This window comes from Streptomyces sp. NPDC088707, assembly GCF_044752725.1.
Classification (GTDB): domain Bacteria; phylum Actinomycetota; class Actinomycetes; order Streptomycetales; family Streptomycetaceae; genus Streptomyces.
In genome coordinates this window covers 112,214-134,053 of sequence record NZ_JBIVLV010000004.1, presented here as the reverse complement: position 1 = coordinate 134,053, position 21,840 = coordinate 112,214, and the positions used below count along the sequence as shown (strand labels likewise).

Genomic DNA, 21,840 nt, shown 5'->3' with positions numbered 1-21,840 from the left:
GACGGTCCTGTTGTGATTTGATCACTTGGGGTACGGGGGTGATCACGTCAACCGGGGTGGGGTAAGGCGTCATGGGCGAAGGGCACATGCTGGAGGCGGCCGGAGTCGACGCCGCGGAGGAGCGGGTGTACCGCTTCCTCCTCGGGGTTCGGGAAGCCGACACGGGCGCAATCGCCGCGCAGTTGGGGTGGGAGAGGGCCCGGGTCGAGTCGCTGCTGGCCTCCCTCCACGAGAAGGGCCTGGTGGGGCGGGCCGCCGAGCCACCGGCAGGCGGTCCCGAGCGATACGTGCCGATGGCGCCCGACGCGGCGCTGCGCCCGCTGCTGCTGCGCGGGCACGAGGCGCTCGAATGGGCACGGCGGGGTGTGGAACAGCTCGCCGAGGAGTACCGGGCCGGCGGGCGGCGGCACGACGCCGGGCAGCTCGTCGAGGTGATCACCGGCGCGAGCGTGATCCGCCAGCGGCTCCGGCAGATGGCGTACGGGGCCGGGGAGATGCGCTGGCTCTGCAAGGCCCGTCCGGTCGCCCTTGCGGCGGCGGAGAACGACGAGGAGTGGGAGCTGCTCGCCCGGGGGGTGCGCTACAAGACGATCTACGAGCGCGAACTCCTGGAAGGACCCGGGATGGTTGACAACGTTGCCCGGAGCATTCGCGCGGGCGAGCAGGCGCGGGCCGTCGGATCGCTGCCGGTGCGGCTGGTGATCGCCGACAGCTCGATGGCCGTCTGCCCTCTCGTGTACGAGAGCGGGGAGGTCCTCGACGGTACGGAACGTGCGACGGGTCCTGCCGACCAGGCGGGCGAGCCGACGGCCGCCGTGATCCACAGCAGCAGTCTGCTCGACGCGCTGATCGCCCTTTTCGAGAGCCAGTGGGCGGCGGCGACGCCGCTGCACGTCACGGACTCCGGCGAACTGGCCGACTTCGACGACGGCCCGAATCCGGTGGTGCACCTCGCCGACGACGAGCGGTATCTGCTCTCCCTGATCGTCGCCGGGGTGGCGGACAAGGCCATCGCCTCCCAGCTGTGGGTAAGTCAGCGCACGGTGCAGCGCCGGATCCAGGCCCTGATGCAGCGCGCCGGGGCCATGACCCGGACGCAGTTGGTGTGGCAGGTCGCGCAGCGGGGGTGGCTGACGAACGGCTGACCAGGCGCCCGTCGAGGACGGCCTCCACGCGGGTGCGGCAGTCACCGGGCCCCTGACGGCCCTGTGTCGGCGGGCTCGCACACGGGACGGAGGCGGAATGCACCCGCCACACATACTTACCGGCCGGTAAGGTGTGCCCGTCCCTCCTCGTCGCCACCCCGCCCCGTCCGAAGGAATCCGATGTCCCGGTCCACGCGCTCCGCCCTCCTCCTCGCCGGCCTGCTCGCCTCAGCGGGCGTCGCCCATTTCGTCTCCCCGAAGCAGTTCGACGCCACCGTGCCGGAGTCCCTTCCGGGCAGCCCCAAGACCTGGACCAAGGCCAGCGGGGTCGCGGAACTCGCCCTCGCCGCCGGCCTCGCCCTTCCGTCGACCCGCAAGGCCAGCGCCCGGGCCACAGCCCTGTTCTTCGCCGGAGTCTTCCCGGCCAACGTCAAGATGGCCTACGACTGGCGAACCCGCTCGCCGAAGGCACAGGCGCTCGCCTACGGCCGCCTTCCCCTCCAGATCCCGCTGATCCTGTGGGCACGCAGCGTCGGCCGCGCCGACTCCTGACACCGAGGGCGCGCGGGACCGAGAGACCGCGGGCGCGCGGCCGGGCACCCGAGGGAGCGAGGCACCGAGGCCGGCTCCCCGGCCTCTCGTCGCTCCCACAGGCGCCTCGGATCACCACTCCCGCGTGGCGATCAGTTCCTCCACGTCCGCGTCCGCGAACCCGTAGGCCGACGCCACACACCAGAAGTCCTCGGCGATGACCTCCCGCGCGACCGTCTCGATCTCGCTCCCCGCAGCCTCGAACTCCGCCTCCAGGAGATTGAACTCGTCCGTCGCCGCCCGAGTCAGTGCGTACAGCGCCGCCAGGTCGGCCGGCGGCTCGGCCTCGATCCGTTCGCACAGCCGCATCAGGATCGCCCTGCCCTTGTCGACGACATGGTCGGGAAAGTACGCGTCCGCGTACATCTGCCGGAGAAACGCGTGCCCGGCCACCTGCCGGTTCGTGATCGGCATGACGCCTCCGTCCTGGAAGAAGGGATGAAGAAGGACTGACGTGCCCATCTTGAACGGGACCACTGACAACGCACCGCGTCAGGCACCCCGGCAGCCCCAGCCCTGTCGCTTCGTCCCACGCCGCCCTGTTCGCACGCTCGGGGCGGCGTCGGCGTTTCGGCCACCGGCGAACCGACGCCAAGGCCAGCCCCGACAAGGGTCGATGTACCAGGAACGAACGAACTTTCGCCTGGAGTCGGGGTTCTCAGCACGTCCAAAAGTCATGTGTTCGAGAGGGCGGGGGTCGTCGTTGAGCCTGGCAACCCCTCACCGCACCCCTTCCCGGAGGCTGACATGCACCCCCTGCCGCATCCCCGGACCGCCCTTCCCCCCGCCGCTGAGCCAGCGTCCGTCCGCCTTCCGACCGCGGCGGTGCGGCCCCGACGCACCGCCGGCGCCTCCTGCGCAGCACGACCGGATACGAGGTGGTGGGGATGACCGACAGCAGCGTCACCGCCCCTTCCTCGCCGGACGGGCCCTCGGAATCCGAGCAGTTGCTCTTCGGCGGCGAGCTCACCTACGACTACGGCTGGGGCAGCCACGACGGGGCCTGGCTGAAGCTGGGACTGCGGCAGATGGCCGGCGCGCTGCCACGGCAGGTCGCGGTCGCGATCCGGCTGGCGCGCGAGGCCGACCAGCGGGCGTTCGTCACGGTAGCCGTCTGCGAGATCACCCGCGGGATCGCGCAGGCCGTCTCCCTGATCGCGGTCAACTCCCTCCTGGTCGAACTGCTCGCGTCCGGCGACATCACCGGAAGGCTCCGCGCCGCGCTGCCGTCACTCGCCCTCGTCGCCGTGCTTGCGGTGATCGGCTCGGCGTGCGCGTCGGCCTCGGCCGCTGCCACCGGGATTCTGGAGCCGAAGGCCCAGCGGGTCGCGACCGAGCGCTATCTCGGGCTCGTGGCGAAGGTGGAGCTGGAGGCGATCGAGGACGACGCCTTCCACAAGCTGATGGACTCCGCGCAGTGGGGCGCCGACGCGGCCCGGCGGATGGTCGGCTACTGCACCGCCGTGGTCACCTCGGCGATCTCCCTCATCGCCGCCGCCGGCGTTCTCGCGGTGCTGCACTGGACACTCCTGCCGCTGCTTGCGTTCATGGCGCTGCCGAGCGCGTGGGGCTCGCTCACCATGGCCAGGCATCGGTACGTCAGCTGGCACCGCTTCGTGCAGCATGTCCGGGCCGCCAAGCTGATCAGCCAGCTCCTGATCAACCCGCAGGCCGCGGCCGAGATCCGGGTCCACGACGTGGCGCCCTTCCTCCTCACGCACTTCCGGGAGATGGCGCGCACGAGCGAGCGTGAGCAGACCCGGCTCGCCTGGACCGGCGCGCGCACCCATGTACTGGCGGACTCGGCCCGCGGCCTCGCGACCGTCGCCACCTACGGAGTCCTCGGACTGCTCCTGTGGAACGGACGCATGGACCTGGCGGTGGCCGGCACGGCGGTCCTGGCGATCCGCACCGGCTCGGCCAGCATCACCGACCTCGTCCTCCGTGTCACCGACGTGCAGGAGGAGGCGCTGTTCGTCGCCGATCTGGAGACCCTGTGCACGGAGGCCGTCCGGCGCGCCATCCCCACCGGCGGGCGGGACCTGCCGGAGGAGGTGGACGAGGTCCGCTTCGAGCAGGTCACCTTCACCTACCCCGGCAAGGACAAGCCGTCCCTGTCCGAGGTCGACCTGGTCATCCCCCGTGGCAGGACCGTCGCCCTCGTCGGGAGCAACGGCGCCGGCAAGTCTACCCTGATCAGCCTGCTCAGCGGCGCCCGGCTCCCCGACAGCGGAAGAGTCCTGTGGGGCGGCGTGAGCACGGCGGAAGCCGACCGGGCGCAGGTCTTCGCGCGCGTGGCGATGGTGGCCCAGGACTTCTTCCGCTGGCCGTTCACCGCCCGTGTCAACGTCGGCATCGGGCGGACGTCCGGTCCGATGGACGACGCGGCCGTCACGCCGGCCGCCGCGTACTCGGGGGCCGACCAGGTCGTCACGGGACTCCCGCGTCGCTGGGACTCCCTCCTCACCCGCGGCTACAAGGGCGGGCAGGAGATCTCCGGCGGCCAGTGGCAGAAGTTCGGCCTCGCCCGAGCCCGGCACCGCGACGGCGCCGTGCTGATCGTCGACGAGCCCACCAGCGCCCTGGACGCGGCCGCCGAGCAGCGGGTCTTCGATCAGATCCACCAGCTGGCCGACAAGGGGCAGACCACTGTGCTGATCACCCACCGCCTGGCCAGCGCCCGCCACGCCGACGTGATCTACGTGCTCGACGAGGGCCGGGTCGCCGAGCAGGGCACCTTCGCCGAGCTCATGGACCCGGCAGGCGGCGCAGGGGTGTTCAGAAAGGCGTACGAGCTGCAGGCCCGTCAGTTCGTACAGCCGACCGTTCCGGCGCAGCCCGCACGGTCGGCGGAGCCGCCGGGCCCTTCGGGCGCTTCGGGCGCTTCGGGCGCTCGCAACACATCGACCGCTCCGGGCGCTCCGGCGGGCGCCGGGGAGGCCACGTCATGACCCGCCTCCGCCAGACGGAGCCCTCTGTGTCGGCGCTTCCGTCTCCCCGTCCTGTCCCTTCCGCCCGGTACCACGTGAGGTTCTGACATGCCGCCGTCCCTCTCCCACGTACGCGATCTGGTCACCGCCTACCTCGCCGAGCACCCCGATGAACACCCGGACCTGTCCGGGCTGCTGCACTCCCTGGACGCCGACGGAGATCCCACCCACCGCTCCACGCTGCCCGGGCACATCACCTGCAGCGCGGTCGTCATCGACCGCGCCCGGCGCGTCCTGCACGTACGGCACAACGCCTCCGGGCTCCTTCTCCCCCCGGGCGGGCACGTCGAGACCTCCGACGCGTCGCTGCTCGCGGCCGCCCTGAGGGAACTGGAGGAGGAGACCGGGCTCCCCGCCTCCGCTCTCGTTCTGACATCCCGGTTCGGCGACCGCCCCATCGACATCGGAGTCCACGACATCGACGCACGTCCGTCCAAGGCCGAACCCGCCCACCAGCACTACGACGTGTGCTTCGTCTTCCGCCTCACCGACGACGCCTCCTCCCCCGCCCTCGCCCCGCAGACCGAGGAAGTCTCGGAGGCCGTCTGGCTGTCGTCCGGTGAGGTCCACTCACCCGCGCTGCGCGCCAAGCTCGCACGTTCAGGGCGGGACGGCACGATCGTTCCGGTGAACGCCGGCGCGGTGGCGGGCAGACGCCCGTTCCTGCCGATGGAGGCGTCCGCCAGAGACCTCCTCGCACAGCACGCGGCCGAGCACGCCGTACCGGCTGCCGACCTCACGGCGGGTTCCGAGACGGGGGCACATGCGGCGGCGCCGCCCGGCACCGTCCCGCACATCGTCGGCGTCCACCTCTATCTGGAGCACGACGGCCGGATCCTGCTGGGCCGTCGCCACCCGGACTCGGCGTACGCGGGTGGATCGTGGCATGCGCTCGCCGGTCATTGCGAGAGGGAGTCCGCGACCGCGTGCCTGGTCCGTGAGGCGTACGAAGAGGCCGGTCTCGTGATCGACCGCGAAGACCTCGAACTGGTCCACACGGTGCACCTGGTCGACCGGCCCGGGGAAGGAGGCCGGGAACGGCCCGGGGCATGGCCCCGGGAGCGTCCCGAGGACCGGCCACCGAGGATCCAGCTCTTCTTCCGCGCCGGCCGCTGGGAAGGCACACCCGAGCTGCGGGAGCCGGACAAGTGCTGCGCGTGGCAGTGGTGGAGTCCCGGGGACCTGCCCGAGGCGATCGTTCCGTACACCCGCGCGGCGATCGAGGGAGTGCAGGCCGGCAGGCCTTATACGGAGTGGGGGTGGGCGCGTTGACCGACTTCGCCGCCGTGGGCGCCGCGTACTCCGCTCACTCCCTGAGTGCCCGGGGCCGCCTGCGACACGACCTCGTCGCGCGCCGACTTCTCGCCGAGCTGCCCACCGGGCCTGCGCGCGTCCTGGACGTCGGCTGCGGGGACGGCGAGATGACGCTTCGGCTCGCCGCGGCCGGACACCATGTGACGGCCGCCGACCCGTCCGCAGAGATGCTCGGGGCAGCGGCCCGCCGCGTGGGCACGCGGCCCGACCTCGCCCCGCGGATCCGGCTCGTCGAAGCAGGCATCGACGGCCTTCCCTTCGAGCGAGAGCGGTTCGACGCCGTGTGCTGCCACGGGGTGCTCATGTACCTGGATGACGCTGCCGACGCCATCAGCCGCCTCGCGGGGCTGGTGGCCCGCGACGGGGTGTTGAGCATCCTCACGAAGAACCGGGCCGCGACCGGCTTCCGTGAGGCCCTGCGCGGCGAGTACCGGGCGGCGCGTGGCCTCATCGAGCACGGCGCCGCGACAAGCACGGGGAATCTCGGCCTCCAGACGCGTGGGGACACGGCCGAGGCCCTCGACGCGCTCGCGGCCGACCACGGGCTCGCCCCGCTTCCCTGGCAGGGGGTGCGCATCTTCCACGACCACCTCGTGGACTGGACCCCGGGCCCTGAGGAGTACGTGCAGGCGCTGCAGACGGAGTGGGCCGCCTCGACACGAGACCCGTACCGACAACTCGGCCGTCTCGTACACGCGTTGTCCCGCCGCGGAGCGGATCGACGGAGGACTCCATGACAGGAACGGGACCAGGGAACGGGGCGAGGAAACAGACACGGGAAGTCCCCCAGCTCTGCCCGGAGCGTGGCTCAGGCCACCCAGGCCGAGGTGGCCGTCTGAACCAGCGAGCCGTCCAGGTCCGCCGGCTTCGCGCCGACGAAGGTGCGGGCCGCGTCCGACGTCTGGATGCGGAAGGCCGGTCGATCGGTGGTGAGCCCTTCGGTGATCGCCTCCCCCACCGCCTCCGACGTCTGGGCGGCGGCGAAGGCGCCCCGGGTGCGGCCGAGATAGTTCGCCGGCGCCGTACCGTAGACGCCGGCCTCGGCCATCGCGCTCTCCTGGACGCCCACGTTCGCGACGCTTTGCGCAACGCGCCGGCGCGGGCCGGGTCGCGCAGTGTGGCGACGGTGGTGAAGCCCGTACGGGCGGCGGAGACGGCGGCGGCGAGGCCGATGCCGGAGGAGGTTCCGGTGATCAGGACGACCTTGGGGGACATGGAGAACCCTCTCTGCAGTGGTGCCGGGGCCAGGTGGCGCCTGGTAGCACCTGGCGGTGCTCAGTGGTCGGCACGAATCGAGGCTGCGTACGGCCATGCCGTGCGCCACCGACCCGCTCGGAGCGCTCGACCGGGAGCAGCGCGAGACGCTCGGCCGACTGCTTGCGCTGATCGCCGACGCACCCTGGCCGACCGACGCCACCCCGCAGGCGCCGCGGCGGCCGCCCCGAGTCGGCGCTGGGGGCCCGTCGCCGAACGCATCGGCGGCCGACATGTACGACTCACGCCTTCACACCGGCCCGCTTCGACTCCCACCCGCCTGGCAGACACGCGACCTAGGCCGAGGCACAGTCGGGAAAGTATGATCAAGCGATGTCCGACATGACTGAGACCACGCCCGGCTGGCTGAGCACCGACGAGCTGAACACGGCTCGGGCCCAGATGCCGATCCTGTACGTCGAGGCCGTACCCGTGCGTGTGGACGACAGCGGCGAAGTCACCAGCATCGGCCTGCTCCTGCGGATCGGCGCGGACGGAACCATCAGCCGCACCCTGGTCTCCGGCCGGGTCATGCACCACGAACGAGTCCGTGACGCACTCCTACGCCACCTGGAGAAAGACCTCGGCCCCGTGGCCCTGCCACGCGTCCCTCCCTCACTGCAGCCCTTCACCGTCGCCGAGTACTTCCCCACGGCCGGCATCACGCCGTACCACGACCCACGCCAGCACGCGGTCTCGCTCGCGTACATCGTGCCGGTGAGCGGCGACTGCCGCCCACGGCAGGACGCACTGGACCTCGTCTGGTTCAGCCCGCAGGAGGCGGCCTCCCCCGCCGTACAGAACGAGATGCCGGACGGCCGCGGGGTGCTGCTGAAGCAGGCCATCGCACACCTGGGGCACGCGTACTGAGAGCCAGGCCGACGAAGACGGCCGACGTGCTGCTGCCGCCCGGGACCGGGCAGCAGCAGCACGCGCACTCGTAGATCCCGACAAACCCCACGAACGCACGGGCTTTCACTGCCTCGCGCGACCTGGACGACCGCCCGGACGGGTCGCCCGACACGACTGTCACCGCCCCCCGTCATCGTCGAGACGGCCGGCGGGTCGGCGGTCAGTGCGGCCCGTTCACCGTGCCCCGCCTCCTACGACCCCCCTCCGGCGCCCCCCTCGAAGCCACGTTCGATTGTCAGTGGTGGGTGAGACGGTGGGTGCATCGAGTCGGAACGAGGGGGAGCTGTCATGACCCGAAGCCAGAACTACATCAACCACGTTGCTCTTGTACTGGACGCCAGTTCGTCCATGTCGCATCTGAGCCGCAAGGTCATCGAGGTCGCCGACCAGCAGATCGCGTACCTTGCCCGCCGGTCGAAGGACCTGGACCAGGAGACCCGCGTCACGGTGTACGTCTTCGCCGACAAGGTGGAGTGCGTCATCTACGACAAGGACGTGCTGCGGATGCCGTCACTGAAGCAGCTGTACCGGGTGGGCGGTATGACGGCTCTGCTGGCGGCCGCGCTGAAGTCCCAGCGGGAGCTCGCGCAGACGGCGCAGCTGTACGGCGACCACAGCTTCCTGACGTTCGTGCTCACCGACGGCCAGGAGAACGCGAGCCACCGCTGCCCGGACGCTCCGAGCAAGGATCCGCGTGAACTGGTGAAGGCCGTGGCGGAGATGATCCGGACGCAGGAGGACAACTGGACGCTGGCCGTCCTGGTTCCGGACCAGATGGGCAGGCACGAGGCCATGCAGGGCGGCTTCCCGAAGGACAACATCGCCATCTGGGACGCCACGAGCACGCAGGGTCTGGAGGAGGCCGGGCAGGTCATCCAGGAGGCCACCGAGAAGTTCATGGTGGGGCGCAGCAAGGGCATCAGGGGATCACGGGCCGTGTTCTCCGTGGGGGCCGACGCCGTGAACATGGACACCGTCGAGGCGGCCGGCCTGGCCCCCGTGGATCCGTCGGAGTACGAGCTGATCGCGGTGGCTCGGGATGCGGCGATCCGGGACTGGGTCGTCGAAAGCGGGCACACCTACCGAACCGGGGGCGCGTTCTACCAGTTGAGCAAGTCGGAGAAGATCCAGGCGCGGAAGCAGATCGCGGTCCTGGAGAAGAAGACGGACCGGGTGTACACGGGGCCCGAGGCCCGATCGCTGCTGGGCCTGCCGGACGTCGAGGTGCGCGTCAAGCCCGACCACAACGACGACTTCACGATCTTCGTGCAGAGCACCAGCGTGAACCGGAAGCTCGTGCCCAACACCAGGCTTCTGCTGATGCACTGACGCCTCGTCCGGGGAGCCGCCACTCCGGTCGCGGGTCGAGACCGGGATCCGGTGATTGCCGATAGCGGTCCACGGCGGGCGTCTCCGGCCGATCGACGGCGCCCCGCACACGCAGCCTCGACAGCCGGGAGTCACGCTTCGGCAGCCGAGGCCGCCGTCACCCGAACGGGCGATGACCGACGGCCGGAGGCGGCGCCTTCGCCGGACCCAGGCGTCCGATGCACTCCCGGGATTCCGGTGGAGCCCTCTGAGAGACGGGTACGGAGGCAGAGGTCGGTTCGGAGCGAGAGCTGAGCGCGTTTGAGCGGGATCCGGGTCCCGGCTCTCGACGAAGAGCAGGAGACGCGCGCGGTGCCGGTTGAAGACTGAGGAGTTCTCAGCCCTGGCCATGCCCGGGCGGCCGGCTCGGCAGGACTTCGGATACCGATCCGGCCCCATCGTCACGCGGCCGGTCCGGCGGATCCACTCGCGGATCATTCGGCGGGCCAGAGCGCGCGGAACAGCATCTCCACCTGCCGGGCCACGTGTTCCGGGGCGAACCTCTGCGGGTCGGTGAGCGCGGTGCGCCCGAAGTGTTCGACGCAGGCCACGAAGGCGTGGGCAAGGATCTGGGGGTCGAGCTCGGAGCCGCCCCGGTCGGCGAGGACGGCGGTGACCCAGTCGGCGACCCGTTGGCGGAACCGCTCCCGGTCCGCCTCCACGCGGTCGCGGACGACCGCGGGCATGTCCCCCGGTGTCAGCAGGATCAGCCGCCAGGTGTCGGGGGCGGTGCGAAGCATCGTGGACATCCGGCGCACACTCTCGGCGGCGAACGCCGCGGGCTCCCGAGGGTCCACCCCTTCAGGAACGGTCTCGAGCAGCTGCCGGAAGGCGCGGCCCTGCTCACGGTCGAGCAGGGCGCCCAGGAGGTCACCCAGGTTCTCGAAGACGCCGTAGACCACCGACCGGGCGACGTCGGCCCGCTTCGCGATCGCGTCGATGGAGACCCCGGCGTATCCGTCACCGACGATCACAGCCAGCGCCGCGTCGAGCAGTTGCTCGCGGCGCTCCGCGAGCGGGACGCGCGGGGCGTAGGGGCGCCGCTTGCGCGGCGTGGCTTCCGAAGCGGTGTTGGCAGACACCTTGGCAGTTTACGACATCCGTGTCTTAATTTAAGACAGCACTGTCGTAATGGCGTGAGCGGGCGCGAGGCGAGGAGCGGAACGATGGCGTTGCTGAAACGGAGCGAGGTCGAACCACACGAGGACTACGGCTTCTTCGGCCCCGGGTCGGTGGTGTGGAAGGTCTGGAGCTATCCGACGTCGCTTACGGTCGGCTTCCAGCGGTCCGTCGTGGTCGAGGAGCTCGACCCGCCCCTGGTGGCCGCCGTACACGGGACTCAGGGCATCTACCAACGTCCGCGCACGCGCTACGACCGCACCCTGCGGTACTTCGCGATGGTGGCCTTCGCCGGCTCGCGCGAGGTGTGCAAGGCGGCGGACGTCCTGGTCAAGGTGCACTCCAAGGCCGTCGGACGACTGCCCTACGGCGAGGGGACCTACGACGCCAACGACCCCGCCTCCCAGTTGTGGATCCAACTCACCGGCTGGCATTCCATCCTGTACGCGTACGAGAAGTACGGTCCCGGCAAGCTGACCGCCGAGGAGGAGCGGGAGTACTGGCAGGCGTGCGCGACCGCCGCGGAGTTTCAGACCTGCTCCCCCGACGACGTCCCGCGTGACCGTGAGGGCGTGCGGGCCTACTTCGAGCGGATGCGTCCTCAGCTGTCCGCCAGCCCGATCGCGCGGCAGGCCATGACCCACCTGCTGCGCGCCGACCTCGTGCTGCCGCCTACGCCCCTCTGGGCGAGGCCGGCCGGCCTGGTCGTCGCACAGGCGCTCCGGATCGCCACCCTTGCCACCATGCCGCGCTGGATGCGCGAGCTGGCCGGCATCCGGCAGTCGCGGGCCCTCGACGTCCTCATCGTGCCCGTCATGAAGGCCTCGTTCGCGCTCGCGCACCTCAGCCCCAGAATCGAGCTGCTCCTGCTGGCACGGCAGTCCCCGTCCACGGTCGCGGTGGTCGCCCCCATGAAGCTCGGCATTCCGCCCCGCCGCGAGGAAGTCCTGACCCCCGCCGAGGCCCGCGCCCGCCACGGCTTCGCGAAGCCCGCCGAAGCGCATCTCGATCTGCGGGCCCGGCAGATGGCACGGGTGCTCGACGACGGCCTGGCCCCGAGCGAGCAGGGGCTCATCGAGTCCCAGGACAGCCTGGGGCCGCTCGCCTAGGGCCGGTCACCCAGGGCCCATCGCCCTGGCCGGTCGCCCAGGCCGGGTCGCCCTGGATCACGCGGCTGCGGCCCGGCTGGTTCCGTGAGGCCTGCGGTCCGGCCGCGAGCTGCGCGTTCGTCGCGTCACGCCTTGCGGGCGAGGAGCTCGACCTCCTGGAACTGCCGTCGGTCCGTGGGCAACGGCTCGATGGTCATGCGGCCGACCTCCGTCAGTCCGTGCTCGCGCAGGAGTGCGGCAAGGCGGTCGGGGTTCCAGCGGTAGGCGGTCGCCACCACATGGTCGTAGCTCTGCGTCGCGAGATGCGGGCCGTCCGTGGCGGGGAAGTCGATCAAGAGGTGCCCGCCGGGTGTCAGGACCCGGGCGATCTCGGCCACGATGGCAGGGACGTCCTGCGGCGGGGTGTGGATGACGGACCACCGCGAGAGAACGCCGCCCAGCGCGCCGTCCTCGATGTCCAGCTGGGCCATCGAACCGACCTCGAACCGCAGCCCCGGGTGGGATTCACGCGCGAGCGCGACCATCACGGGCGAGGCATCGACGCCGAACGCGTTCAGACCCGACCCGTGCAGGTGGGCGGTGACGTAGCCCGGTCCGCAGCCGAGGTCCGCGACCTCGCCGCGGCCGTCACCGGTCGACCGCACCAGTTCCGCGAAGGCACCCAACATGGCGCGCTCCAAGGGGCGGTCCCGCAGGGAGTCCTGGAACTGCTGCGCGTACACGGTGGCGATGGCGTCGTAGGCGTCGCGAGTCGCGGCCAAGGTGTTGAGTTCGCTCATTCCGAGACCGTAGCCGGAGACCGGGTCGTACGCCGACTGCCCGCCACCCGCCGGCTGCTGGTCATGATCCCCTGTCGCGACGGTGAGCAGGGACCTTCGGTCCACGGAGAGTTCCTCTCGGACGGGCGGCGCCCACCGGCGAGCACGCCTCCCGACGCGCCCGTCCGCCACACATCGCGAACTGCTCCCGCCCACCGAACTTCGCGAACTCGCACCCCGGGCACCGCTCTTCGAACCAGACCCCTAACGTCTAGGCAACCTGAGCGATCTGTTGCCCGGCCCCGAAGCGTCTGCCCAGTGGATGTATTCCTGAGGAGAGGGAGTTCAGCCGGACAGACGGCGTGTTCGCGCCACCAGGCAACCCGCACGGGGTCGTTGTCATCCTCCGAAGGCGAGAGAAGGGGCTGGGGAGGTCGGCGCGCACGTTCGGGCACATCCGCGACATCTGAGTCCCCGACGCGCTCCACACGCCTCCCTCGTTCCCCACAGGACCGATCGTGAGGAAGTCCGTTTTGATACGTGCTACACGCGGCGTGGCCACCGCCGCGGCGTTACTCGCCTTGGCCTCGGTGTCACCCGGGGCGGCGTTCGCACAGTCGCCAGCCCCCTCCGGAGCACCCGCCACCGGAGCACCCACATCCGGGGCATCGCCATCCGGAGCACCTTCGGCTGCCGCCGCCGGCAGCCGACTCGGCGATCTCGACCTGCCCGAGGGCTGGCAGGTCTCCGGCGCCGGGGCTCACCGCCGGCTGGTGTGGACGTCGCCCGAACCCGTCCCCATCGGCGACGCCCGCGTCGCGTTCCACGCCGGCGACCGGCTTCTCGGCCATCCGGTGGCCGCGCGGGACGGCCGTTCCTTCGGGTTGCCCCTCCAGGACGTGCAGCTCACCGAGGGGACCCAGCTGCGGGTCACGGCCGGCGGACGGCGGCTCGACGCGGCCGGTCCCGCCCGCTCCGCGCGCCTCACCCCCTCCGCCCCGACCGCGCTGCCGGGCGCCCCGCTCCCCGCGAACGGCGTGGACCCCGGAGTGCCGGGTCGCTACCGCACCGTCAGCGGCGAGTACGACCTGAAGTCCGTGCGGCTGCCCGGTTTCCCCGAGCCCGTCGAGATGCGTGCCACGGTCGTCGGTCCGGCCGGTGCGCCGGGGAAGCGGCCCGTGGCCCTGTTCCTGCACGGGCGCCACGGCACCTGCTACACCCCCGGGACCGAGGAGGTGACCGGTGACTGGCCCTGCGCCGCCGGCTCGAAGCCGATACCGAGCCACCAGGGGTATCTGCGGGCCCAGCGGCTCCTGGCCTCCCAGGGGTACGTGACCCTGTCCATATCCGCCAACGGCATCAACGGCCAGGACTTCCGCGCCGAGGACGGCGGCGCCCAGGCCCGCTCGTCCCTGATACGGCAGCACCTGGCGCGCTGGGCCGACTGGTCCGCCGACCGGGCCGCCGCCCCGGCCGCCGTACGCAGGTCCTCCGCGGCGGACCTGTCGCGGGTCCTGCTCGTCGGCCACTCCCGTGGCGGCGAGGGCGTCAACCGGGCCGCGCTCGACACCCTGACCCCGCCGCCGGCCGACCAGGACGGCTACCGGGGCCCCGTCCGGTGGAAGATCCTCGGCACCGTGCCGATCGGACCCACGATCTTCGGCAACAACCCCGCGCCCGACGTGCCCTCCATGACCATCCTGCCGGGCTGCGACGGCGACGTGTCCGACCTCCAGGGCCAGAACTTCGTCGACGGCACGCGCGGTGTCAGCCGTGGAACCGCTCTGCACAGCGCCGTCTACATGGTCGGAGCCAACCACAACTTCTTCAACAGCGAGTGGACACCGGGCCAGGCACAGGCTCCGGCCTTCGACGACTTCTGGTCCGACGAGCAGCCCGACCCGGTCTGCTCCCCCGGCACGAGGACCCGTCTCACCGCCGCACAGCAGCAGGCCGCCGGCGCCACCTACATCGCCGCGGCCGCCCGGCTGTTCGTCGCCGGTGACGACCGGGTCCGTCCGCTCCTCGACGGCACCGGCCGCCGCGCGCCCTCGGCCGGCCCGGTCCGCGCCCTCAGCCACGCCGTCGGCGCGAACCGTACGCCGGCCTTCGTTCCCGGCTCCTCCCCGCTCAGCGTGTCCGGCGGCGGCAGGCTCTGCGCCCAGATCGACCCGGACCCCGGCCGTGCGTGCCTGTCCCCCGACGCGGGCGGTGCCTCACCGCACTTCGCGTACTGGGAGGCCTCGCCCGAACCGGGCCGTGACGCCGTCGCCATGGAGTGGTCGCGTCCCGGAACGCCGGTCGCGGTGCGCTCGGCGCGGCCGGTCTCCCTGGTCGGATCCGGGTCTCTCGCCCTTCGGGTGATCGTCCCGCCCAACAGCACGGGCACCGAGCTGGACGTCGCCGTGACCGACGCCTCGGGGCGCCGCGCGCACCTGGGCCGCACCCGTGTCGAGGGGCTCCCGGGCAGCGAGCGGACCACCTCCTACTGGGCGCGCGAGGTGCGCGTACCGCTGTCCGCAGCCGTCCGTTCCGGCCTGGATCTGAAGCGGATCACGGCACTCGAGCTGACTCCGCGTACGACTGCCGGTCGTGCGTGGCTGATGGACGCCTGGGGCTGGCGCCCCGGCACGCCGGCCGTGCGTCCGGCCGCGCTGGCGCGTGTCGACGTCGGACGTCTGACGGTCGCGGAAGGTGACTCCGGTGTCCGGACCTACCGGGTGCCGGTACGGGTGTCCGGTCAGGGCAGCGGCCAGGTGCGGCTGTTCGTGCCCGATCCGGCCACGGGCGAGTTCACCTCCCGCACGGTGACGGTAAGCCCGGGACGCCATGACATCGACCTGCCGGTCGAGGTACGGGGCAACGACCGCTTCGGCTACGACGTCACGCACGACGCCTTCGTCAAGGCGGTACGCGGCACGGCGATCGGCGCGCACCGCGGCGGAGTGACCGTGCGGAACGACGACCCCATGCCCAAGGTGGCCGTGACGCCCGTCGCCGACTCCGTGACCGAGGGCGCCGCGCTGACCTGGCGGGTGACGCTGTCCGAGCCGGCCGACGCCGAGATCAGCGGCCACGTCTCCTTCCTGCCGCCCGCCGGCGGTACGGAGCTGACCACGGCGGATGTCGACCCGGCATGGCTGAAGGAGCAGCTCGGGGAGGTGCCGGCCACGCCCACGCCCCTCTCCCAGATCGAGTTCGGCGGCCTGAACCTGCCCGTGTCCGTCCCGGCCGGCGCGACGACCGCGGAGGTGAGTGTGCCCACGGCCAAGGACGCCGTGAATGAGCCGCAGGAGTCGCTGCGGGCACAGCTGATCACGTACGACGCCACCTGGGAGCCCGTACCGGGGCCCGAGTTCGTGGGGACGGTGCGGGACGCGTCGTAGGGTGCGCGTTGCTCGCCGCGCTGAGTGCCGCGGGGTGACATGACCTGGCGTGACATCACTTGACGTGGCAGCCCATGGCATCCCGTGGCACGACGGAGGCGGACACCGATCCCTTGACGGGGCGGTGTCCGCCTCTCGTGTCGCCTCGGGCAGGATGAGTGACCATGACAGGTGGGCGGGAGAGGCTCGTGGACCGGCTGCGGCAGGCCGGGCTGGACGTCGTGGAGGGAAATCGGGTCGAAGGGGTCGTGCGGCCTTGGGCCGCTTGGCGGCCCGTCGTCTCGGCCGGCACCACACCGACCGTGGCCGTACGGATGGACGCTCCGGACCTGGTCGCCGAGCTCAACCGGCAGTGGTACCGGCTGACCGTCGAGCGGGGAGTCATCGGCACGGACGGCACGTTCCTCATCCACGTGGCCGGCAGTGTGTCGGGGGACACGTCGCGGCGCTGGACGCGGGTGCGGCTCACCGAGCGGTGGGACCTCGCCGGAGTCCTCGGTGAGCGGTCCGGCCGGCCCGAGTTCGTCACCCTCTCCACGGACGGCGACGCTCTGATCGGGGTGACCAGCGAGGAGTACGACGTCTGGCTCGTCGCACTGGACCGCTTCGAGGAGCGGCGGGAGGCGGAGGCGCGCGCCGCGGGCAGCGAGACCGCCGAGGAGCGTGCTGCCGCGTGGGAATGGCTGTTCCGCGGGCTGAAGCCCTCTCCGAGGGTGCGTGACGAGTGGGCGCACGGGCTCGCACACAACCCTGCCACCTCCGAGGACCTTCGGGCCGGTCTCCTGGGCCTGACCCACCACCTCCTGTGGCGTGACCTCCCGGCCTCGGTCGTCGAGTCCGCGATGGTCCACCCCGAGTGGCCGGTGCGCGCGCTGCTCGCCGAGGTCCAGCCGAACATCACGGCCGAGCAGTGGGAACGCCTGATCCTGGGCGAGCAGGACGCCCGGAGGCGGTGGGTCCTCACGCTGTACGCGGCAGACCGCCGCGTACAGCTCACCGACACCGCGTACGCGCGGCTCGCGGCGGACCCGTCCGCGAAGACCCGCCACGAGGCGGCCCGGCTGACCGGTCTGCCCGCCCGCCTGCTCGCGGTGCTGGCCCGCGACGTCGATCCCTCCGTGCGCGCCTCGGCATGCCGTGCGACGGCCTGGTCGGAGCTGGACGACCCGGTCCGGTCGGCGCTTCTCGACGACCCCGACGGCACGGTCCGCGTCGCGGCGCGCCTCCGGCACCACCAGGAACACCCGCTGCCCCGGTCCGCCTACGACGCCGAGGGACTCGACACGAGCGAGGCGGTGAGGACCTGTCGGCTCGAGCGTGAACTCGCCGAGCATCTGGCCCACCACGGCGACCCCGGCCGGCGCGGCGACCTCGCGGGCAACCCGTGGCTGGACGGCGACCTGGTCGCCGTTCTCGCCCAAGACCCCGACGAGGGCGTACGGTTCACGGTCTCCACGCGTCCCGATCTCACCGAGGAGCAACGGGCTTCCATAGCCTACGACTTCGAGCCGGGCACGTACTCGGGCGCGCTCGACTGGGTCAGAGCGCTGCACGACGATCCCGGGGCCATGCGGCGCCTGGGAGCCTCCTCCCACCCCCTCGTGCGCAGAAGCGTCGCGCGCGCCGAGCGCCTCCCACCGGACGTCGTCGAGTCGCTCGCGCGCGACGAGGACCGTGTCGTGCAGCTCTTCCTCGCCGAGTCGTGCGACGACGCGCCCGCCGAGATGCTGCTGCGGGTGTGGCAGTGGTGGAACGGCAGCCTCAGCGCACCCGGCCGTCCCCGCAGCCATCCGAACTTCCCGCGCCGCGACCTGCTCCGTCATGCCGACGACCCGAACCCGCGTATGCGGCAACTCGCCCTGGAAGACCCGGAGTCGACCGCCGAGCTCGTCGAGCGCTTCAGCCGGGACGGCAACGAGGAGGTCCGGCTGCGGGCCGCGACCGACGCCCGTCTGACGCCCGCTTCGGCGGTGCGGCTGCTGGACGACCCGTACGAACAGGTGCAGCGGGCCGCGGCCAGGCACCCCCGACTGCCGGCGCGGGCCCTGCTCCCGTTGCTGCGCAACAAGGACACGGCGTACGCGGCTGCCCAGAACCCGGGCCTGCCCGGGCCGGTCATCGCGCGGATGATCGAACTCATGCAGCGGATTCGGGCCGAGGCCCGAGCTGAGGCCGGGGCCGGCGCCGATGGCGACGCCGGGGCCGCCGCGCCCCTCGTCCATGATCCGTACGCTCCATCGGAGTGATCACTCGTTCGTGAGTTTCCGCTCGTCCGTGCCCGTCACCCCGCGACGCTGACATCCGCGGCACGTGATCTGCGTCGCCGTATCGGTGCGCTGTGGAGGGGGAGACGTCATGACACGGGAAGCAAGGCGCAGCGGAGGTCCCGGTGAGCAGGCGGTGCTCCTGGTCGCCGGACTGGCCGATGTGGCCGTAGGCACGCTGGGGTCCGCACTCGGAGTCGTACGGGGACTGGCTCGGCGCTCGGACGCGGCGGAGCTGGTCTCGGAGGCCGAGCGGGATCTGACCGCGCGGGGGCGCCTCGTACTGGATCGCTACGCCGCCGCACCCCCGGCGCACCTGGAGGTTCTCGCCCGGCACGCCCTGGCCCGGCGGGCGGGCGAGCGTGGCTGAGCGGTGGGAGTCGGCCGCGTTCAAGGCGCGCGTCGACGAGGTCCTGCACGGCTTCGTCGCCGACGAGGCGGACCTGCTGGCGGCGGTCGATCCGGCACTCGGTGCGGTGGCCGAGCAGCTCGAGGCGTCGGTCTCGGTCGGGAAGAGGTTACGGGCGGCGTTCTGCTACTGGGGCTGGCGGGCGGCCCGGCAGCCCGACAGCGACGCGCTGGTGCGGGCGGCGGCCTCCATGGAGCTGGTGCACGCGGCCGCCGTCGTACACGACGACCTCATCGACGACAGTCCCCTGCGGCACGGACGGCCCACCGCCCACGTCGCCCTCGGGAGCGCCGTACGGCACCATCCGCAGGCCGCGGATGCCGCCCGGTCCCTCGCGATGCTCGTCGGGGATCTGCTCATGTCGCTCGCCGGGCAGCTGTTCGCCACGAGCGGCCTGCCCGCCGCCTACCTCGGCCGGGCCCGCCCGCTGTGGGCGGCGCTGGCCCGCGATCTCGTCGCCGGTGAATGCCTGGAGATCCTGCACACGGGCGTCACGCCGGACACGACGGCGTCGCTGAAGGTGATCCGCTACAAGACCGCCAAGTACACCGTGGAGCAACCCCTGTTGATCGGCGGTGCACTCGCCGGGGCCGGGGACCGGCTGCGCGAGGGGTACAGCGCCTACGGGCTGCCGCTGGGCGAGGCCTTCCAGCTCAGGGACGATCTGCTCGGCCTGTTCGGCGACACTCGGCACACCGGCAAGGCCAACGCCGACGACGTACGCGGCCATCGGCCCACCGCACTCCTCGCGGAGACGTGGCGCATCGCCGGTGCCGACGAGCGCGAGCGGCTGCGCGCCCTGCTGGGGCGGCACGATCTCGACGAGGACGGTCTGGAGGCCGTACGCGGGGTGATGCGGCGGCTCAAGACGCCCGACCGGGTCGAGAACATGATCAGCGCCCGGGTCGAGGAGGCCCTCGGCGCGCTCCACGAGTTGGACGTACCCGCGGCTGCGGCCCACGCCCTGACCGGCTTGGCGCATTCGGCCGCGGTACGCGTGTCCTGACCTGGGTCGCGGGGCCTACCTCGCGAGGAACCGCCAGAACCTCGCGGGGCCTACCTCGCGAGGAACCGCCAGAACCTCACGGGGCCTGTCGGGGCCGGCCACCGCTTCTCCGCAGCTCTCCTCCTCCCCCACACTCGACAGAGACGAAGGAGTCTCCCCATGCTCCACACCGAGACATCGATGGACGCCCTCCGGCAGAGCGGCGACGAGCTCGCCGACGCCACCGTCGCCGCTCTGTTCGAGCGCGGCGAGATGGGCACCTTCAACACCTTGATGCGCTTCTTCTCCACGGCCGGCGCGCCCGTTCCGGACGGGTTGCCCGATGTCGCCAGGGAGTACCTTGAGGCCACGAGTGCCCCTCCTGCCTGGGTGGACTGGGACGAGATGGAACGGGCCCGGTTGTTCTTCATCGACAACAACGTGCACATCGCCACCGCCCTCTCCTTCGCCTCCATGCCCGCCTGCTATCTCGTCCCCCACGTGGCGAAGCTGCTGTCGACGACCCACGGTCTGAACTACCCCTCGACGCGTATGGCGGCGACCGGCCAGTTCACCGTCTATCTGATGCAGCCCGATGCCTTCGAGACGGGCAGCCGTTTCATCCCGGCCGCGCAGAAGGTGCGTCTGCTCCACGCCTCCATCCGCCACCACCTCACGCGCGAGGACCGCTGGGACGTCGGGACGTCGGGGGTGCCGATCTGCCAGGAGGACATGATCGGCGGGCAGATGTTCTTCTCGCTGCTCGTCCTCGACAGCCTGCATCGCCTCGGCATCCACATGTCGCAGGAGGGAGCGGAGGCGTACTCCTACGCCTGGCGTGTGGTCGGAGCCATGCTCGGTGTCGACCAGGGCGCTGTCCCCAAGTCCCTTGAGGAGTCGCGCCGGTTCCTCGATCAGTACATGGTCAGGTACATGGGGCCGTCCCCGGAGGGTGCCCATCTGACCCGGCAGCTCATCCAGCTCTACGAGGACATCGTGCCCGGGACGCTGCTCGACCCGGTCGTGGCCGCTCTGGTCCGGTACCTCGTCGGCGACACGAGCGCCGACTGGCTCGAGGTCCCGAGCACGCCCTGGGACACCGTCGTCAAGGCCGTGCCCCATCTGCTGGGCGTGTTGGAGACCATCGAGGACCGCTCACCGCTCGGTGCCTGGGCCCTCGACCGGCTGGGGCACCTCACGACGATCTTCGAGCTGTCCTCGCTCACCCGGGGACGCGTCATGCACTACGCCATCCCCGAACACCTCAGGAAGGAGTACGGCGTCCCGGACGCGCCGTCCCGCACCCGACGCTGGACTCCGCCGGCGCCCACGCTCGCGCCGTGAGAGCCGACCACCCGCGCAGCCACTTCCGCGCCGTCGCCACACAGCACTGAGGCCGTCCCACACGTCCCCGTCGCCACCCTGGACACGACCGCGACACAGGGGGCGACGGGGGGACGCAAGGCGCAACTAGGAGCTCTCTTTTGGATCATCGGGCGGACCAGAGGGCGCTCGGCGCCGGAGGTTCATTCGCGGGAGCTGCAACGCCCCCGGATCACTCCTTCGGGTGGGACTCGGATGGCTCATACGAAATCCGCCCCAGTGATCACTAGCGTCGGCTGCACCGGAACACGAAGCAGAGACAAGAGGGGTTCATCATGAGCACGTTCGACGATGCCTTCGATCACACGGTAAAGCTGGAGGGCGGCGATCCGACGGGCGCGAGCGCCTACGGCATCACGGAGGCTGTCGCCAGGAAGGCGGGGTACGTCGGCGAGATGTCGGAGCTTCCGCTGGAGACGGCCAAGAACATCTACCGGGACAGCTACTGGAAGCCGCTTCGCCTGGATGACATCGCCGAGGTGTCGCAGCCGGTCGCCATGAAACTGTTCGATACTGGCGTCAACATGGGCATCGGCACGGCGGCGAAGTTCCTGCAGCGCAGCCTGAACGCACTGAACCGGAAGCAGGCCGACTACGCAGACATGACGGTGGACGGCGCGATCGGCCCGAAGACTGTCTCGGCGTTCGTGACTTTCATGACCAAGCGAAAGCCGCAGGGCGAAACCGTAGTCCTCAAGGCGATCTCCAGCCTGCAGGGTGCGCGGTACATCGAGATCGCTGAGTCTCGGGAGCAGAACGAGGCATTCGTCTTCGGCTGGCTGGCGAACCGCGTCTGACTGCACCGCCCCATCTGACCTGCTACCAACTGCGTTCCCGCTCGGGCACCGGCTCG

Annotated in this window: 18 protein-coding genes; 14 read left to right on the top strand and 4 right to left on the bottom strand. The window is 71.4% G+C overall.

The genetic code is table 11. The features are described 5' to 3' along the window. Positions 1-86 precede the first annotated feature (86 nt). Positions 87-1,145: a helix-turn-helix domain-containing protein gene (locus ACIP84_RS14480; RefSeq protein ID WP_401798355.1), complete on the top strand. Its 1,059-nt coding sequence runs from the start codon at positions 87-89 to the stop codon at positions 1,143-1,145. A 180-nt stretch (positions 1,146-1,325) separates the two neighbouring features. Further along, positions 1,326-1,697 (top strand): DoxX family protein, encoded by a 372-nt coding sequence (locus tag ACIP84_RS14475; protein WP_401798072.1) that lies wholly within the window; start codon positions 1,326-1,328, stop codon positions 1,695-1,697. Between the two features lie 111 nt (positions 1,698-1,808). Here ACIP84_RS14475 and ACIP84_RS14470 read toward each other — a convergent pair whose 3' ends face one another. Beyond that, entirely contained in the window at positions 1,809-2,150 is a 342-nt protein-coding gene (locus ACIP84_RS14470; protein ID WP_401798071.1) for a DUF5713 family protein, read from the bottom strand. A 473-nt stretch (positions 2,151-2,623) separates the two neighbouring features. On the opposite strand from ACIP84_RS14470, the gene ACIP84_RS14465 reads away from it, so the two are divergent. The 3 genes from ACIP84_RS14465 to ACIP84_RS14455 all read left to right on the top strand — a co-directional run bounded on the left by ACIP84_RS14465 (position 2,624) and on the right by ACIP84_RS14455 (position 6,777). Continuing rightward, positions 2,624-4,687 carry an ABC transporter ATP-binding protein gene (locus ACIP84_RS14465; RefSeq protein ID WP_401798070.1) on the top strand — a complete coding sequence of 688 codons (2,064 nt, stop codon included), beginning with the start codon at positions 2,624-2,626 and terminating at the stop codon, positions 4,685-4,687. Between the two features lie 87 nt (positions 4,688-4,774). Next, on the top strand, positions 4,775-5,998 hold the full coding sequence (locus ACIP84_RS14460; RefSeq protein WP_401798069.1) for an NUDIX domain-containing protein: 1,224 nt from the start codon (positions 4,775-4,777) through the stop codon (positions 5,996-5,998). Further along, complete coding sequence (locus tag ACIP84_RS14455) at positions 5,986-6,777, top strand: class I SAM-dependent methyltransferase (RefSeq protein ID WP_401798068.1); 792 nt, start codon at positions 5,986-5,988, stop codon at positions 6,775-6,777. Before ACIP84_RS14460 ends, ACIP84_RS14455 begins: the two co-directional genes overlap by 13 nt. Before the next feature lie 71 nt (positions 6,778-6,848). On the opposite strand, the gene ACIP84_RS14450 is transcribed toward ACIP84_RS14455, so the two are convergent. Next, a complete protein-coding gene (locus ACIP84_RS14450) occupies positions 6,849-7,109 on the bottom strand; it encodes a hypothetical protein (RefSeq protein ID WP_401798067.1) in 261 nt (86 codons plus the stop codon). 527 nt (positions 7,110-7,636) lie between these two features. Here ACIP84_RS14450 and ACIP84_RS14445 point away from each other — a divergent pair. Both ACIP84_RS14445 and ACIP84_RS14440 read left to right on the top strand, forming a co-directional pair. Continuing rightward, entirely contained in the window at positions 7,637-8,164 is a 528-nt protein-coding gene (locus ACIP84_RS14445; RefSeq protein WP_355964571.1) for an NUDIX hydrolase family protein, read from the top strand. Positions 8,165-8,494: 330 nt separating this feature from the next. Beyond that, on the top strand, positions 8,495-9,535 hold the full coding sequence (locus ACIP84_RS14440; RefSeq protein WP_401798066.1) for a vWA domain-containing protein: 1,041 nt from the start codon (positions 8,495-8,497) through the stop codon (positions 9,533-9,535). A 473-nt stretch (positions 9,536-10,008) separates the two neighbouring features. On the opposite strand, the gene ACIP84_RS14435 is transcribed toward ACIP84_RS14440, so the two are convergent. Beyond that, positions 10,009-10,656 carry a helix-turn-helix domain-containing protein gene (locus ACIP84_RS14435; RefSeq protein WP_355964520.1) on the bottom strand — a complete coding sequence of 216 codons (648 nt, stop codon included), beginning with the start codon at positions 10,654-10,656 and terminating at the stop codon, positions 10,009-10,011. A gap of 84 nt (positions 10,657-10,740) precedes the next feature. Here ACIP84_RS14435 and ACIP84_RS14430 point away from each other — a divergent pair, with 84 nt between their 5' ends. Continuing rightward, positions 10,741-11,802, top strand: coding sequence for an oxygenase MpaB family protein (locus ACIP84_RS14430; RefSeq protein WP_401798065.1), 1,062 nt, complete (start codon positions 10,741-10,743; stop codon positions 11,800-11,802). A 125-nt stretch (positions 11,803-11,927) separates the two neighbouring features. Here ACIP84_RS14430 and ACIP84_RS14425 read toward each other — a convergent pair whose 3' ends face one another. After that, positions 11,928-12,581: a class I SAM-dependent DNA methyltransferase gene (locus ACIP84_RS14425; RefSeq protein ID WP_401798354.1), complete on the bottom strand. Its 654-nt coding sequence runs from the start codon at positions 12,579-12,581 to the stop codon at positions 11,928-11,930. Positions 12,582-13,093: 512 nt separating this feature from the next. Here ACIP84_RS14425 and ACIP84_RS14420 point away from each other — a divergent pair. The 6 genes from ACIP84_RS14420 (at position 13,094) to ACIP84_RS14395 (ending at position 21,784) form a co-directional block, all read left to right on the top strand. Further along, positions 13,094-15,946, top strand: coding sequence for an alpha/beta hydrolase family protein (locus ACIP84_RS14420; RefSeq protein WP_401798064.1), 2,853 nt, complete (start codon positions 13,094-13,096; stop codon positions 15,944-15,946). A gap of 164 nt (positions 15,947-16,110) precedes the next feature. Next, a complete protein-coding gene (locus tag ACIP84_RS14415; protein ID WP_401798063.1) occupies positions 16,111-18,192 on the top strand; it encodes a PE-PGRS family protein in 2,082 nt (693 codons plus the stop codon). A gap of 109 nt (positions 18,193-18,301) precedes the next feature. Beyond that, positions 18,302-18,580 carry a polyprenyl synthetase gene (locus ACIP84_RS14410; protein ID WP_355964516.1) on the top strand — a complete coding sequence of 93 codons (279 nt, stop codon included), beginning with the start codon at positions 18,302-18,304 and terminating at the stop codon, positions 18,578-18,580. After that, positions 18,573-19,625, top strand: a complete 1,053-nt coding sequence (locus ACIP84_RS14405) for a polyprenyl synthetase family protein (protein ID WP_401798062.1) — start codon at positions 18,573-18,575, stop codon at positions 19,623-19,625. The genes ACIP84_RS14410 and ACIP84_RS14405 overlap by 8 nt, the downstream gene beginning before the upstream one ends. Before the next feature lie 159 nt (positions 19,626-19,784). Beyond that, positions 19,785-20,948, top strand: coding sequence for an oxygenase MpaB family protein (locus tag ACIP84_RS14400; RefSeq protein ID WP_401798061.1), 1,164 nt, complete (start codon positions 19,785-19,787; stop codon positions 20,946-20,948). A gap of 314 nt (positions 20,949-21,262) precedes the next feature. Next, positions 21,263-21,784: a glycoside hydrolase family 108 protein gene (locus ACIP84_RS14395; RefSeq protein ID WP_401798060.1), complete on the top strand. Its 522-nt coding sequence runs from the start codon at positions 21,263-21,265 to the stop codon at positions 21,782-21,784. Positions 21,785-21,840 lie beyond the last annotated feature (56 nt).

Excerpts from the sequence above, each read along its gene's own strand:
- ACIP84_RS14425 (WP_401798354.1), bottom strand. The coding sequence starts at position 12,581 with ATGAGCGAACTCAACACCTTGGCCGCGACTCGCGACGCCTACGACGCC.
- ACIP84_RS14470 (WP_401798071.1), bottom strand. The coding sequence starts at position 2,150 with ATGCCGATCACGAACCGGCAGGTGGCCGGGCACGCGTTTCTCCGGCAG.
- ACIP84_RS14445 (WP_355964571.1), top strand. The coding sequence starts at position 7,637 with ATGACTGAGACCACGCCCGGCTGGCTGAGCACCGACGAGCTGAACACG.
- ACIP84_RS14430 (WP_401798065.1), top strand. The coding sequence starts at position 10,741 with ATGGCGTTGCTGAAACGGAGCGAGGTCGAACCACACGAGGACTACGGC.
- ACIP84_RS14480 (WP_401798355.1), top strand. The coding sequence starts at position 87 with ATGCTGGAGGCGGCCGGAGTCGACGCCGCGGAGGAGCGGGTGTACCGC.
- ACIP84_RS14465 (WP_401798070.1), top strand. The coding sequence starts at position 2,624 with ATGACCGACAGCAGCGTCACCGCCCCTTCCTCGCCGGACGGGCCCTCG.
- ACIP84_RS14475 (WP_401798072.1), top strand. The coding sequence starts at position 1,326 with ATGTCCCGGTCCACGCGCTCCGCCCTCCTCCTCGCCGGCCTGCTCGCC.
- ACIP84_RS14410 (WP_355964516.1), top strand. The coding sequence starts at position 18,302 with ATGACACGGGAAGCAAGGCGCAGCGGAGGTCCCGGTGAGCAGGCGGTG.
- ACIP84_RS14460 (WP_401798069.1), top strand. The coding sequence starts at position 4,775 with ATGCCGCCGTCCCTCTCCCACGTACGCGATCTGGTCACCGCCTACCTC.
- ACIP84_RS14415 (WP_401798063.1), top strand. The coding sequence starts at position 16,111 with ATGACAGGTGGGCGGGAGAGGCTCGTGGACCGGCTGCGGCAGGCCGGG.
- ACIP84_RS14440 (WP_401798066.1), top strand. The coding sequence starts at position 8,495 with ATGACCCGAAGCCAGAACTACATCAACCACGTTGCTCTTGTACTGGAC.
- ACIP84_RS14395 (WP_401798060.1), top strand. The coding sequence starts at position 21,263 with ATGAGCACGTTCGACGATGCCTTCGATCACACGGTAAAGCTGGAGGGC.
- ACIP84_RS14400 (WP_401798061.1), top strand. The coding sequence starts at position 19,785 with ATGCTCCACACCGAGACATCGATGGACGCCCTCCGGCAGAGCGGCGAC.